Origin of the sequence: uncultured Methanobrevibacter sp. (genome assembly GCF_900314695.1) — an archaeon.
GTDB lineage: Archaea > Methanobacteriota > Methanobacteria > Methanobacteriales > Methanobacteriaceae > Methanocatella.
In genome coordinates, this window is sequence record NZ_OMWD01000007.1 from 1 (window position 1) to 13,452 (window position 13,452).

The following is a 13,452-nucleotide window of genomic DNA, read 5'->3' on the forward strand; positions in this document are numbered from 1 at the left end:
CAGATAAAGGAATTTTAAAAAGATTCAATCTAAAACTAAAGTATTGGGATGAGGACAATGCGATTTACTAAAAATCACTTAAGTTATTGAAAGTGCCTTAATCTTTAACTTTATTAATATTAAAAAACATAATAAATATATTATTAATTATTAGGAGTTTTTATTTATGACAATCGAAAAAGATGCAGAAGATATTATAGAAAAATTCTCAAAGATTTTAGAAGATATTCCTGATTCTGATGAAACATGGTATATTACCGATAATTTAAATTTAACACGTAAAGATGAATCTCATGAAAAAAATCCTGAAAAAATATTAAGGAATGCAAGAATAGATAAGGAAGGAAATCTTGTAGTTAAAAGAGCAGATTGGACTAATTAAGAGTGATTTATATGAGAATGAACTTAGTTCTAGAACTTCTGGATGTTCCAGGGCAGTTAGTTAAAGTGTTGGAACCGATTGGCAGTCTTGGTGCAAATTTGGTAACTGTAATTCATAAAAGGGACTATAAAACTGAAAATGGTAAGGTTCCTGTTCAACTCACATTGGAAGGTGAATTTGAAGATCTTAAAAATGTCGTCAAAAGATTTGAAGACTTGGGTATCACAATTACTGAAATGGATGATGTTGTTTTAAAAGAAAAAATAAGTACAATCTTTTTCGGACATATTATTGACAATGATTTAAGAGACACAATGGATAAAATCAATGCTTTAGATGGTGTTTTAATTGTAGGATGCGAAATTAAATTGGATGGTGAAGATAAATCTACTGCATTATTGAATATTGAAGCAGACATTGGTCTTAAACAGATAGTATTTGATAAAATTGCAGAAATTGCAGAAGAAAAAGAGATACTTGTTATTAATGAGGTTTAGTGATTATTATGGATGAATGTAAAGTTATTATAATGGGATTTGGATCAGTTGGTCAGGGTGTGGCCAATGCACTTTCCATGAAAAAAGATTTAATTAAAGAAAAAACTGGAGTAACTGTTAAAGTGGTTGCTGCAGCTGATTCATCTTCATCTGCAATTTCACAAGATGGACTGGATGAAGAATTACTTGTGCAAACTAAAAAAGAAAATGGAAAGTTATCAGCATATCCTGAATTCGGGTCTGATTTGAATGGTGCAGATGTGTTGGACGCTGTTGAATATGATTGTCTTATTGAAGCAACTCCTACAAATATCGTTGATGCAGAACCTGCATTTTCACTAACACTTAAGGCTTTTGAACAAGGAAAAGATGTAGTAACATCAAATAAAGGACATTTAGCACTCAAATTTAAGGAAGTAATTGGCGCTGCTGAAAAAGCAGGTGTCCAATTCAGATATGAGGCCAGTGTTGGCGGTGCAATGCCAATTATCAATCTGGCAAAGGAAACAATTTCTTCATGTGGTATCAAATCAATTAAAGGTATTTTGAATGGTACGACAAATTATATCTTATCAAGGATGACTGCAGAAGGTTCAGATTATGAAGTTATCCTAAAAGAATCTCAGGAATTAGGAATAGCTGAAACAGATCCTACACAGGATGTTGAAGGTATTGATGCAGCTTGTAAAACAGTAATTTTGGCAAATTCCCTTTTAGGAATTGACGCCACATATAGTGATGTTAAAGTCATAGGTATTTCAAGCATCAATTCACAAGCTATTGATTTGGCTAAAAAGGATGATTATTTAATTAAACTGATAGCTGAGGTATCTAAAGATAATTTACAAGTATCTCCACGTTTAGTTAAAAGAGGAAGCTCTTATGATGTAAGTGGTACTTTAAACATGGCTACAATCACAACTGATTTGGCTGATGAAGTATCAGTAATTGGACTTGGAGCAGGTTCTCTAGAAACTGCTTCTGCGATGTTGACTGATTTAATTAGTATTTTAAAAAATAAAAACTAATTAAAATTTTTTTACTTTTTTTGATAATATGAAATATGTAATTTTTATTCCAGATGGGTCAAGTGATTATCCTGTAGATGAATTAGATGGTAAAACTCCTTTGCAAGTGGCAAATACTCCAAACATTGATAAATTAGCTCAAATGGGCTATGGTGGATTTACAAATAATGTTCCTGAACAATATACTCCAGGTTCTGATGTGGCCAATATGAGCATTTTCGGGTATAATCCTGCAGACTACTATACAGGTCGTGGACCTCTTGAAGCAGGCAGTGAAGGCATTCCGACAACACCTGAAGACGTAATATTCAGATGCAATACAATATTCAGTGAAAATGATGCTATGGATGACTTTAATGCAGGTCATATCACAACTGAAGAAGCAGATGTGTTGATGAAAGGTTTAAATGAGTATTTCACTGAAAAATACCCTGATTTCAAAGGCAAATTTTACACTGGCGTAAGTTACAGACATTTGTTTATATATTCCTGTGACAGCATAGAAGATGCAGAAATATTGTCCGGCATTAAAACAATGCCTCCTCATGATATTTCAGGTGAAAACTTAGCTGATAATCTATTTGGGGACTGTGAACTTGCTCAGGAAATTCAATCAATAATGTTTGAAGCAAGACAATATCTTGAAAACCATGAAATTAACCAACAAAGAGAAATTCCAGCCAATATGATATGGTTGTGGGGACAAGGCGTAACTCCAAGCCTACCTAATTTTGAAGAGACTTATGGAATCACAGCTTCAGTTATTACAGGTGTGGACTTGTTGAAAGGTATAGGAAACTTTGCAGGTATGAACATTGTTGATGTGCCTGGAGCTACTGGATACTTTGATACGGATTATAAGGCAAAAGGTGAGTACGGAATCGAAGCTTTAAAGCAAACAGATTTATTGTTGATTCATATAGAAGCTCCTGATGAAGCAGGGCATGCTCAAAATACCGAAGAAAAAGTCAAAGCAATAGAAAGAATTGATGAGTTTATTGTCGGCCCTATTATCGAAAGCTTAAAAGACGGAGAATTTAGGGGAGCAATTTTACCTGACCATCCGACTCCAATCAGTGTCGGAACTCACACTCGTGATAATGTGCCTATCATCATCTTTGATTCTGAAAGAGATGGTGATGAATGTGAATCATTTGATGAAGAAGGTGTTAAAAAAGGTTCATTGGAATTTAAGAAAGGTCATTTCTTAGTTCAAAGATTAATTGATGGAGACTATTAAAATGAAAGTATTGTTAGTCAATGGTAGTCCTAATAAAAATGGTTGTACTTATACAGCTTTAACAGAAATTGAGAAAATCTTAAAAACCTATGATATTGAAACAGAAATATTTTGGATTAAAACAAAACCTATAACAGGTTGCATTGCCTGTATGAAATGTGGTGAAAAAGGAGAATGTACTTTTGACAATGATGTTGTAAATGAATTTGTCAAAAAAGCATATGATGCAGATGCATTCGTATTTGGTTCACCTGTTTATTATGCGGGTGCCAATGGATCTATGACTTCATTTTTAGACAGAGCATTTTATTCAAACTCTCACGGTGCAGGAGGAGAAGCGTTCAAACACAAACCTGGTGCAGTAGTATGTTCTGCAAGACGTGCGGGTACAACTGCAACCTATGATCAGTTAATAAAATATCTGGGAATTAGCCAAATGCCGATAATCTCTTCATTTTATTGGAATATGGTGCATGGAAACACTCCTGAAGAGGTCATGCAGGATGAGGAAGGTTTAGGAACAATGAGGCAATTGGCCCATAATATGGCATTTTTCTTAAAGTGTATTGAAGCGGGTGAGGAGAAAGGTTTAGCCATAACTGAAGAAGAAAAACCTCGTACAAACTTTATCCGATAAAATTATGAACATTTTTAAAACTCCTGAAGGTTATCTGTATACAAATAAGGCATTACTCTACTTGTTTCTGCCTTTGTTGGTAGAATATGCTTTAGAGTTTTTTGTAGGCTTGGCAGATTCAATAATGGTGGCTTCACTTGGTGAAGCAGCTATTTCAGGAGTTTCTCTTGTTGACTTTTTAATTCAACTTCTTATTTTTTCATTTTCAGCTCTTGCAACCGGTGGAGCTGTTGTAGCGGGACAATATCTTGGCGACAAACAGATAGATAAGGCGCAAAATTCTGCAACTCAACTTGTCTGGTTTTCAACAATTTTATCTTTCGTTTTAATGATTTTAGTAATGATTCTAAGGCATTTTCTAATAGGGTTATTGTTTGGTCAAATTGAAGCGGATGTATGGAATAATGCTGACATGTATCTGTATATCGTTGCATTGTCAATTCCATTCATCGCAATATATAATGCCGGAGCAGCTATTTTTAGAACAACCAATAATGCAGTTTTTCCAATGAAGGTCATGATTATCTGTGATGTTTTAAATGTTTTGGGTAATGCCTTTTGCATTTATTATCTTGGGTGGGATGTACGTGGTGTAGCTATTCCAACAGTAATGGCACGTGTCCTGGCAGCGCTTTTAATATTGTACTTTGTCCTTGATGAAAATTACAGATTGCATATTAAAAGGACATTCAGACATAAATTCGATACTAAAATACTTAAAAAAGTATTGATGGTAGGTGTTCCATATGGTATTGAAAATGGTTTGTTTCAACTGGGCAGGGTGTTGGTTTTAAGTTTGGTTTCAACTTTTGGAACAATGGCGATAGCTGCAAACTCTGTCGGTTATGCAATAGGAATATTTTCGGTACTGCCCGGTTTTGCAATTAATTTGGGACTTACTGCAGTAATATCAAATTGCGTTGGGGCAGATGATTATCAGCAGGCAAAATATTATAATAGGAAATGCTTGATTTTGGTTGTCATATCTCATATTGTAATTAATTTGGTGATATTTGCAATGTTGCCTTTGATTTTGGGGATTTATAATCTGTCAGCCCATACTACAGCAATGGTAACTGAAATGGTTATTTGGCATGGAATTTTTGCGATTATAATATGGCCATTGTCATTTACACTGCCTGCAACATTCAGGGGAGCTGGAGATTCAAAATCAGTAATGTATATAAGTTTGGCAGTAATGTTTACATGTAGAATTGCCTTATCTTATGTTATAGCAGATTGGATGGGCATTGGAGTATTTGGAACATGGATAGCGATGTTTATTGATTGGTATGTGAGGGCAGGAATTTACATTTACCGATATTTCTCAAATAAATGGATGGAATACCGGGTGGTTTAAATGAAATCTAAAATCTTATATAAAAATACACATATAATTAGTAAAAAACAACTTCAAGATTTGTTCTTGTAGGTGATGGTCTTAGGGTCATTTTTCCCGAAAGTTGGTAATATGAATTAAAATTCCATGAATATTCGGATTTGAAAAGCCAGATAATGCAAATGCAATGTTCATAACCGAATTGTGGGCATAGGTGATTAGATGATTGATAATGAAGACATATTCAATAAGGTAGTGAGTTTGGTAAATTTGAATGACGCACACTTTAAAGTGATTGTAGACAATCAAAATTTGCTTTTAAAAAATCAGGAAATATTGTCAAAGCAGCTTAAGGAAATAAATGAAAAATTGGATAAGATTATGGAATAGGTGTTTCAATTGGTTTTATTTAGAGGAGATGTCAAGTGTAAGAGCTTACAAAGGCGCACATCCATTAGCGTTATTCTTCCCTCTGACAATATACATTTCTTAAATGATGCTGAAGAAATCGTTCCGCAGCCATACAAAACATTATACTTCCTTCATGGATTGTATGGCAGTGATGATATAGTCCTTGCAAACACTTCCATTCAGAAATTTGCAGAGGATAATGGGATAGCTATTGTAATTCCCTGTGGAGAAAATAGCTTTTATGTCGATCATGAGAAATCTCATGCATATTATGGTGAATATGTTGGTCAGGAACTTTTGGATATTACTCGAAACATTTTTCCATTGTCTCACAGGCGTAAAGATACTTTCATAGCAGGTTTTTCAATGGGAGGTTATGGAGCTATCCGCAATGGTTTAAAATATTTCGAAAACTTCTCAAAAATTGGAATGATTTCTGCTGCTCTTATTACAGATGATATTGTAAATTACACTGATGACGATAATGTATTGCGTTCAAAAGATTTCTATGAATCAATTTTTGGGGATTTGAATAAAATTAAAAGTTCAGATATGAATCCAAAACATTTGATTGATAACTGCAGGGACATTCCGGATATCTATATGGCATGTGGTGTTGATGACTTTTTATATGGAAAAAATGTTGATTTTCATGAATTTTTAAAGTCTAGGGAAATTGATGCCACATTTGTTGAAGCTGAAGGGGAACATACCTGGGAGTTCTGTGACAAATATCTTAAAGAATTTATTAAAACATTGCTGTAATGTTTTCAGGTGGTGATAAAATGGTAAAGTTGTGTCCTAAGTGTGGAGCTGAATTAACTGAAGTGATTGGTGGCTATTTGTGCCATGAATGTGGTGGAGGAATGTTTAGCGAAGATGAGGTCATATGTGTTAAGTGCCCAACTTGCGGTAGTGAATTGGGAGATTTGGCCGATGAGTATTATTGCTATAATTGTGGCAGATCAGTCAGCAAGGATAATGCAGAATGTGGTAAAAGCATTACATTCGACGATAATCATGATTATGGGGAGCATGACTATGATTCAATGGTGAACAATGGTGATGAAATTTGTCTAAACTGCACATATTGGAGTGTAAGTCCTTACGGGCGTGCTCATGGGATGTATTGCAGACGAGGCAACGGTCAGACTGAACCGACTGATTCCTGCTATGATTTCGTACAATCAACTTCCTTTGCAAGCTATGGTAATGAAGGTCAATATCAGTTTAATGAAACGGATAGAGATATTTCAAATAAATTATATAGTTGGCGAAACAGCAGGTAAAAAGAGTTATTGACTGTTTAATTTCTGATTGTTTTTTTAGGATATTGAAATTTTTATATATTTCAGGTTAATTTTGCTTGTTTATAAGTGAATATGAATTTTATTAAATTTTTATATATCATGAAAAACTAAAATTATAGTATAATTAATGGAGAGGATTTAACTGACAAAGTACATTATTATAACTGGTGGGGTAGTTAGTTCCATAGGTAAAGGTATAACTTCAGCATCTATGGGTAGAATTTTAAGATCATATGGTTTAAAAGTTTCTGCTATTAAGATAGACCCTTATTTAAACTGGGATTCAGGAACACTCAATCCATATCAACACGGTGAAGTCTTTGTAACTCATGATGGTATGGAAACCGACCTGGATTTGGGTCACTATGAAAGATTTTTGGATGTTGAACTTGATGGAATGGCTAATATTACAACTGGTAAAGTTTATGAATCTGTTATTGCTAAAGAAAGAGAAGGAGGATACTTGGGAGAATGTGTCCAAGTAATTCCACATATTACCAACAGAATTAAAGAAATGATTAGAGAAAATTCTGAAAGCTCTGATTATGATGTAGTGCTAGTTGAACTTGGAGGTACTGTTGGAGATATTGAAAGTCAACCTTTCCTTGAAGCTTTAAGACAACTAAGAAATGAGGAAGGCAGACAAAATGTTATGTTTGTCCATGTTACATTTATTCCCTACCTAAATGCAGCTGGAGAATTCAAAACAAAACCAACCCAACATTCCACTAAAGAATTGAGAAGTGTCGGTATAAATCCTGATGTTATTGTCTGCAGATCACAAGTGCATATTGATGATGCATTGCTTGGAAAAGTTGCTCACTTTTGTGATGTGGATGCAAGTGCTGTTGTAAATACTCCTGATGCTGGTACAATCTATGAAGTGCCTTTGGTCTTGGAAGATAAAAACATCGGTGAGTTAATTGTAAATAGAATTGGTTTAGATATTGACCCTGATTCATCCAAATTGGATGAATGGAGAGAAATAGTCAAATCCCTTAGAACCACTGAACCTGAAGTTACCATAGGTATTGTTGGAAAATATGTTGAACTTGAAGATTCATACATCAGTATTCGCGAATCATTGCTTCATGCAGCTGCAAGCATTGGTGTAAAAGCCAATATCAAATACTTAAGTTCTGATGTTGAAGAATTGGATCAAAAAGCTTTAAATGAATTTGATGGTATTTTAATTCCTGGAGGATTCGGGGAACGTGGATTTGAAGGAAAATTAGATGCCGTTGATTATGCAATTGAAAATAATGTTCCATTATTTGGAATATGTCTTGGTATGCAATCCATTGTAACTCAATTTGCAAGAAGGAACGGTTATCCTAATGCCAACAGTTCTGAATTTGATGAAAATTTGGAATTCCCAGTTATTGATATGATGGAAGAGCAAAAGAAAATCAAAAACATGGGTGGAACAATGCGTTTAGGATCTTATGATTGTAAAATCATTGAAGGAACTAAAACTCATGAGGCATATGGTGAAATCGATATTGAGGAACGTCACAGACACAGATATGAGTTTAACAATGATTTCAGAGATGACCTACAAGAAAAAGGTTTAATAATTTCTGGAACCAGTCCTGATGATTTTTTAGTAGAGATTGTTGAACTTCCAAATCATCCATGGGCTATTGGTTGCCAATTCCATCCTGAATTCAAATCAAGACCTAATAGGCCACACCCATTATTCAAATCATTTTTAGAAGCTATTTATGAGCATTCTAAAAATTAATTTTTTTTATTTTTTTATCAATTTAATGAACTAAAATCAATTTTGCAAGCTTATTTTCTATCTAATTAATATTATAGTTCGTATAATACTATAATTATGAATTTTAGTCTAATATGCTTATTTCAAATATCAATTACAGTGCTATTTTGCATTATGGCTGCAATTTTTGATGTAAAAGATGGTATTATTCCCAACTGGTTGACAAGATTTCTTTTGATTTTTGGATTTATATCTAATTTAATTTTGTCGCTGTTTTCATCTAACATTAAATACATTTTAGCTTCAATTATTTCAGTAGTTATAACTTACTTCATCACTTATATGATGTGGCAATTGAATATATGGGGTGGTGGTGATGTAAAATTATTCACTGGAATATCTTCAGTAATACCATTCGGTACCAATGTTGACTTTTTGGATATTTTTCCCCAATTGTCCATATATCCGTTTTCGTTTAGTGTTGTCTTAAACAGTATCTTGGTATCATTTCCATTTCTAATAATCTTTGTAACCTATTTGATATTTAAAAACAATATTTTCAAAGAAAATAAGGATTTTCTATTCAATTTACTTAATATTAACAGTGTAAAATATCTGATTGAATCCACCCTCAATAAAATGATTCCTGTAAAGGATATATGTGAAGGCGCAATTGTTAATGAATATTATTTCAATAATGAGCATATTTGTCATTTAATAAATGAAATTGGGGGTAACTTGAAGGTCTATAAAAATGAACATGATTCGTATTATAAATATTATTTTAAATCACAAAGTGCAGGTGGAATAACTGAAAAGGAAATGTATCTGCTAAAAATTATGAATGCTCAGGGGTTTATTTCTGATGAAATTTCAGTTAAGATTTCATTTCCATTTGCGCCGGCAATTCTTTTTGGTCTGATGGTTGCAGTTATTTACGGAGATATAATAATGTTATTTACAAAAAATATTTTTTTGGTGGTTTGAATGATTGGGGAAAATCATGGTCAGGTCTCTTTAGAGTATTTGTTGATTTTTACAATTTCTTTAATTATTTTGATTGCATTTACTATGCCCTTAGTAAATAAAAGTATGGAAACAACATTGGATGTTTCTGATTCTCTAAAAATCAAATCTGATTTGTCAAAAATCGCTTCAGCTATCAAAACGGTCTATGGAGAGGGTCAAGGATCAAAACAAACGGTCAATGTTTATGTACCACAATCAGTTAAGGTAAATTTTGAAAGTAAATATCTGTCTTGCAATTTAAAGCTTAAGGATAAATCGAATAAATATATTAAGGTTCCTTATAAGTCAAATCTTGAATCTTCTTCATTAACTCTTAAAAAGGGTAAAAATTCTGTTGTTGTAGAATGGCCTGCAGGTAGTGAAAACATGTTTGTTAGTGTATGATTTTGCATGATTCTATCAAAAGTTATTTTAATAGCGTTATTTAAAATATAATCTATAATGTTAAATGGCGTGTGAATTATGGATATTATAACTTCAATTATTTATATCATTTTATTCATTATAATGATGATATTTGTCTTTTCTATTGGTATGATTAGGAAATACATGCCAAAAAAGGAAATTCTTTTAGTTATTCTTGTAGCTTTTTTAATCGGATCAATTGGAGGTGCATTTTTCCTGGAACCTATTTATCAGGAAGTGCCTTCGGTCATGACTGCTGTTGAAAGGAATATGCCTAATAATGAAGAGACATTATATTTGGATTTATCTTCTTCAAATGATTTGGCTGAACTAGAAAATAATCTGTCTCATACTGACGGTTTTAAATCATATAATGAGGAAAGTGTTTCGATATCTCTGTGGAGTTTTAGTGATACTGAAAAGTCATATTTTGAAGAGATAGTTGGAAACATTGATGATCACTATAAGAATTATACTGTAAACTCTTCTGGAAAGATTACTATTTATCTTGCAGATAATTATTCTGCATCCAATGCTTTGAAATCTTTTTCAGATTGGTATAAGTTAGTATATGGGGATACATTATCTTATGCACAAGTACATTCAAAATTGGTAATTGATGCATCACATTTGGATGAATTTGAGAAAAACTTGCTTGCTCGAGGTATTGTTGCAAGTAAGATGGAAGGTCCAATTCAGAGTAGTATTGACAATGCAAATGCATCAATGGTTTCAGATACCAGTTTCGTATTATTCACTGGAGCAATAGGAATTTTCGTTGCGGTACTTGGAATTTATTTCGATTCGTTTGTTGTATATTATAGAAGACTTAGAAAATTCTTAAGGACTAAACAAAAACGGTAATTTTATGAAAGTTGCTATTCTATTTTCTGGTGGAAAAGATAGTACGATGGCATTGTATTATGCATTAAAGGAGGAAGAAGATGTTAAATATCTTCTTTCCATGAAATCCGTTAATGATGAATCTTACATGTTTCATGTCCCAAACATTCACATCACTGATTTGCTTGCAGAAGCGCTTGATATTCCTATCATTTCTGCGGTGACTCAAGGTGTTAAAGAAGAAGAACTTGAAGATTTAAAAAGAGAATTTGAAAATCTTAAAAGTTTGGGTGTTGAAGCCATATACACCGGGGCACTTTATTCTGTTTATCAAAAATCCAGAATCGAAAGACTGGGGGATGAAGTTGGCCTAAAGATTATTTCACCATATTGGCATGTAAATGAACTTGAATATATGAGAGAAATTGTTTCTCTGGGCTTTAAGATTATCATTTCAGGCGTAGCTGCTTGGGGTTTGGATGAATCTTGGCTGGGACGAATCATTGACGATAAAGTCATTGATGAGTTGGTTAAACTCAATGAAAAATATCAGGTCAACATTGCTTTTGAAGGTGGTGAGGCCGAAACATTAGCTATAGACGGTCCTATTTTTAAAAAAAGAGTTAAAATATTAAAAGATAAAAAAGAATGGCATCTTGACAGTGGTGTTTATATTATTGAAGATGCGATTCTTGAAGAAAAGTGATTACAAGTTAATCTCTTTTAAAAATTCATTAATTTCTTCGCTGTAGCTTTCCAAATCGCTTTCATTGATAATTAGTTTATCTGAAAGTGCAATCACATTGCCGATTCCAAAGTCCAATTCCATTTGGTCTCTTTTTGCAAATTCATTGTAGTCTTTAGAATCATCTTCTCTCATCCTGTTTTGCAATCTTTTAAAACGTAAGGTAGGATTTGCAAAGATTGAAAGAATAATGAAATCATCAAAGTTTTCCTTAAACATTTCCACTTCATGATGGCTTCTAATTCCATCGACAACAATGGCATTTTCAATTCCTTCTTTTTCAAGTTGTTTAATTTTTTTGATGGTAAGTTCTGAAACTATATATTCGCCCTTTTCTTTTCTAAGATTTTTGGCAGTTTCTTTAGTGCTTTCACCTCTTTTTTTTGCTTCTTCTCTTATTATGTCTCCCATACTTACAATAATGGCTCCTCTTTCAGTAGCCATATCAGAAACTAAACCCTTTCCAGATCCAGGTAACCCTGAAATTCCCATAACTTGCATTCTTATTCACTCTTTAATTTTTATTTGTTGTAATGATTCTTTAAGGTTTTCTTCATTGTCAAATTCATTAACTATGTTTATCAGGACTTGTTTATCCTGAGTTTTTAAGTCTTCAGCAATTTTTGTCATATATGGTATAGCCCTAACGATATTGTCCATAATTGACACGTCTGACATCTTTGATGTTCTTGAAAGTGGATTTAAATCGATTGTAATGATATTCTTACCTGATTTTTTTAGTATTTCTGCTCTGTCACCATCTTCAAGAGGAACCAAAACGGTGTCTGATGAATATATTCCTGTCTTGCTTGCTGAAGCCCTATTGTTTTTGATATCATCAATATATTCGATATCATCATCTAAGGTGCCTAAAATATCATTATATCCATGGTCCTTGTATAGTTTTGTCAATAATCTTATACGTTCATCAGTTCTGTAAAATAAGTTAATTTCAATTTTAGCATCAATGCTTTGCGCCAATTCAATTAGTTCATCACAGGCAAGAGCAGATGCATTACCATTGACGGAAATAACAGGATTATTTGATAAAAGTAGGGCAGCTACGGCAACATACATTGCCCTTTTTGCAGGGTATGTAGTTTTTTCTCCAATCAAATAATCAAAAGCTTCTCCTCTTCCATGTGCAATCATTCCAGAATCTGCAAGGTAGCCTTTCTGTGAAGCTTTAACTATTTTGTCTCTTAAAAGCAATGACTCATAACGGGGGTGAGATTTTGGTATCATTTTAAATCAATCCTCATTTGGGCAAGATATCCTAAAAATGTTGTTATCAGTAAAGTTATTATAATCATTGAAGTAATATGAAATGGATAATCTCCAATTATTGGATTATTTACATTAGGTATAATAAAAAATATGTAATCTAGAATCATATTCACTATTATAAATGCTATTCCTGCAAGTAAACCTTCAACAACCTCATTTTCGTTAATATTTCGAATGTAGAGTATTCCGAAAAATCCGGTTATGATAATTATGAGTATTGGAACCATAATATTGACATATGGGAGGTTATTATTAAAAATTGGATTGAAAATATTTGTTAAAAAATATGTTAAAAACCATATTAATGCTCCAAATATTATCGCTAATTTTAATTTCATATTAATTAAACCTTAAAATAACTATCAATAGTATCTTTGATTTAGAAATATTAAATACTTTTCTAAGTTAATCTAAAGTCTATTTAAAAAAAGTGTTGGGATGGTTAGGTAGATAATTATGTAATTATCCACCTAACTACTTGTTTTTTACAAGCTTTTAGAGAAATGAATTTTAAAATTTGGCTGTTTAATCTATCTCTCGGCTACATTGTAGCCAAGTAATACTTTATACATTCAA

17 protein-coding genes are annotated in these 13,452 nt (G+C 32.8%); 14 read left to right on the forward strand and 3 right to left on the reverse strand.

The window, feature by feature from the left end; all coding sequences use genetic code 11:
* Positions 1-166: 166 nt before the first annotated feature.
* From gatC to QZN45_RS02930, 14 genes are all read left to right on the forward strand, one after another.
* A complete protein-coding gene (gene gatC, locus QZN45_RS02865; protein ID WP_292606527.1) occupies positions 167-382 on the forward strand; it encodes an Asp-tRNA(Asn) amidotransferase subunit GatC in 216 nt (71 codons plus the stop codon).
* 11 nt (positions 383-393) lie between these two features.
* Positions 394-879: an amino acid-binding protein gene (locus tag QZN45_RS02870; RefSeq protein WP_292606525.1), complete on the forward strand. Its 486-nt coding sequence runs from the start codon at positions 394-396 to the stop codon at positions 877-879.
* A gap of 8 nt (positions 880-887) precedes the next feature.
* Entirely contained in the window at positions 888-1,907 is a 1,020-nt protein-coding gene (locus QZN45_RS02875; RefSeq protein ID WP_296810963.1) for a homoserine dehydrogenase, read from the forward strand.
* A 28-nt stretch (positions 1,908-1,935) separates the two neighbouring features.
* Positions 1,936-3,147, forward strand: a complete 1,212-nt coding sequence (locus QZN45_RS02880; protein ID WP_296810966.1) for a cofactor-independent phosphoglycerate mutase — start codon at positions 1,936-1,938, stop codon at positions 3,145-3,147.
* A 1-nt stretch (position 3,148) separates the two neighbouring features.
* The gene (locus QZN45_RS02885) at positions 3,149-3,784 is read left to right on the forward strand and encodes a flavodoxin family protein (RefSeq protein WP_296810968.1); all 636 of its coding nucleotides are present in this window, start codon (positions 3,149-3,151) and stop codon (positions 3,782-3,784) included.
* Between the two features lie 4 nt (positions 3,785-3,788).
* Positions 3,789-5,144, forward strand: a complete 1,356-nt coding sequence (locus QZN45_RS02890; protein WP_296810971.1) for an MATE family efflux transporter — start codon at positions 3,789-3,791, stop codon at positions 5,142-5,144.
* Between the two features lie 201 nt (positions 5,145-5,345).
* Positions 5,346-5,513 carry a hypothetical protein gene (locus tag QZN45_RS02895; RefSeq protein WP_292606515.1) on the forward strand — a complete coding sequence of 56 codons (168 nt, stop codon included), beginning with the start codon at positions 5,346-5,348 and terminating at the stop codon, positions 5,511-5,513.
* A 9-nt stretch (positions 5,514-5,522) separates the two neighbouring features.
* Positions 5,523-6,299: an alpha/beta hydrolase family protein gene (locus tag QZN45_RS02900; RefSeq protein ID WP_296810974.1), complete on the forward strand. Its 777-nt coding sequence runs from the start codon at positions 5,523-5,525 to the stop codon at positions 6,297-6,299.
* A 20-nt stretch (positions 6,300-6,319) separates the two neighbouring features.
* Positions 6,320-6,823: a hypothetical protein gene (locus tag QZN45_RS02905; protein ID WP_296810976.1), complete on the forward strand. Its 504-nt coding sequence runs from the start codon at positions 6,320-6,322 to the stop codon at positions 6,821-6,823.
* A 163-nt stretch (positions 6,824-6,986) separates the two neighbouring features.
* The gene (locus tag QZN45_RS02910; protein ID WP_296811111.1) at positions 6,987-8,588 is read left to right on the forward strand and encodes a CTP synthase; all 1,602 of its coding nucleotides are present in this window, start codon (positions 6,987-6,989) and stop codon (positions 8,586-8,588) included.
* A gap of 96 nt (positions 8,589-8,684) precedes the next feature.
* A complete protein-coding gene (locus QZN45_RS02915; RefSeq protein WP_292606509.1) occupies positions 8,685-9,554 on the forward strand; it encodes a prepilin peptidase in 870 nt (289 codons plus the stop codon).
* Positions 9,555-9,980 (forward strand): class III signal peptide-containing protein, encoded by a 426-nt coding sequence (locus tag QZN45_RS02920; RefSeq protein ID WP_292606507.1) that lies wholly within the window; start codon positions 9,555-9,557, stop codon positions 9,978-9,980. It begins immediately after the preceding gene.
* A 78-nt stretch (positions 9,981-10,058) separates the two neighbouring features.
* Positions 10,059-10,865: a hypothetical protein gene (locus QZN45_RS02925; protein WP_296810978.1), complete on the forward strand. Its 807-nt coding sequence runs from the start codon at positions 10,059-10,061 to the stop codon at positions 10,863-10,865.
* 4 nt (positions 10,866-10,869) lie between these two features.
* The gene (locus tag QZN45_RS02930) at positions 10,870-11,550 is read left to right on the forward strand and encodes a TIGR00289 family protein (RefSeq protein ID WP_296810981.1); all 681 of its coding nucleotides are present in this window, start codon (positions 10,870-10,872) and stop codon (positions 11,548-11,550) included.
* Here the strand turns inward: QZN45_RS02930 and QZN45_RS02935 are convergent, their stop codons facing one another.
* The 3 genes from QZN45_RS02935 to QZN45_RS02945 are packed head-to-tail and all read right to left on the reverse strand — an operon-like array spanning position 11,551 to position 13,214.
* On the reverse strand, positions 11,551-12,090 hold the full coding sequence (locus QZN45_RS02935; RefSeq protein ID WP_296810984.1) for a nucleoside monophosphate kinase: 540 nt from the start codon (positions 12,088-12,090) through the stop codon (positions 11,551-11,553).
* 6 nt (positions 12,091-12,096) lie between these two features.
* Positions 12,097-12,834, reverse strand: coding sequence for a 4-phosphopantoate--beta-alanine ligase (locus QZN45_RS02940; protein ID WP_292606499.1), 738 nt, complete (start codon positions 12,832-12,834; stop codon positions 12,097-12,099).
* Positions 12,831-13,214: a hypothetical protein gene (locus QZN45_RS02945; protein WP_296810987.1), complete on the reverse strand. Its 384-nt coding sequence runs from the start codon at positions 13,212-13,214 to the stop codon at positions 12,831-12,833. Before QZN45_RS02945 ends, QZN45_RS02940 begins: the two co-directional genes overlap by 4 nt.
* Positions 13,215-13,452: the final 238 nt, after the last annotated feature.

What these genes read in the sequence shown, in the direction of transcription:
- gatC (WP_292606527.1), top strand. Translation starts at nt 167, where the DNA reads ATGACAATCGAAAAAGATGCAGAAGATATTATAGAAAAATTCTCAAAG.
- QZN45_RS02870 (WP_292606525.1), top strand. Translation starts at nt 394, where the DNA reads ATGAGAATGAACTTAGTTCTAGAACTTCTGGATGTTCCAGGGCAGTTA.
- QZN45_RS02875 (WP_296810963.1), top strand. Translation starts at nt 888, where the DNA reads ATGGATGAATGTAAAGTTATTATAATGGGATTTGGATCAGTTGGTCAG.
- QZN45_RS02880 (WP_296810966.1), top strand. Translation starts at nt 1,936, where the DNA reads ATGAAATATGTAATTTTTATTCCAGATGGGTCAAGTGATTATCCTGTA.
- QZN45_RS02885 (WP_296810968.1), top strand. Translation starts at nt 3,149, where the DNA reads ATGAAAGTATTGTTAGTCAATGGTAGTCCTAATAAAAATGGTTGTACT.
- QZN45_RS02890 (WP_296810971.1), top strand. Translation starts at nt 3,789, where the DNA reads ATGAACATTTTTAAAACTCCTGAAGGTTATCTGTATACAAATAAGGCA.
- QZN45_RS02895 (WP_292606515.1), top strand. Translation starts at nt 5,346, where the DNA reads ATGATTGATAATGAAGACATATTCAATAAGGTAGTGAGTTTGGTAAAT.
- QZN45_RS02905 (WP_296810976.1), top strand. Translation starts at nt 6,320, where the DNA reads ATGGTAAAGTTGTGTCCTAAGTGTGGAGCTGAATTAACTGAAGTGATT.
- QZN45_RS02915 (WP_292606509.1), top strand. Translation starts at nt 8,685, where the DNA reads ATGAATTTTAGTCTAATATGCTTATTTCAAATATCAATTACAGTGCTA.
- QZN45_RS02920 (WP_292606507.1), top strand. Translation starts at nt 9,555, where the DNA reads ATGATTGGGGAAAATCATGGTCAGGTCTCTTTAGAGTATTTGTTGATT.
- QZN45_RS02925 (WP_296810978.1), top strand. Translation starts at nt 10,059, where the DNA reads ATGGATATTATAACTTCAATTATTTATATCATTTTATTCATTATAATG.
- QZN45_RS02930 (WP_296810981.1), top strand. Translation starts at nt 10,870, where the DNA reads ATGAAAGTTGCTATTCTATTTTCTGGTGGAAAAGATAGTACGATGGCA.
- QZN45_RS02935 (WP_296810984.1), bottom strand. Translation starts at nt 12,090, where the DNA reads ATGCAAGTTATGGGAATTTCAGGGTTACCTGGATCTGGAAAGGGTTTA.
- QZN45_RS02940 (WP_292606499.1), bottom strand. Translation starts at nt 12,834, where the DNA reads ATGATACCAAAATCTCACCCCCGTTATGAGTCATTGCTTTTAAGAGAC.
- QZN45_RS02945 (WP_296810987.1), bottom strand. Translation starts at nt 13,214, where the DNA reads ATGAAATTAAAATTAGCGATAATATTTGGAGCATTAATATGGTTTTTA.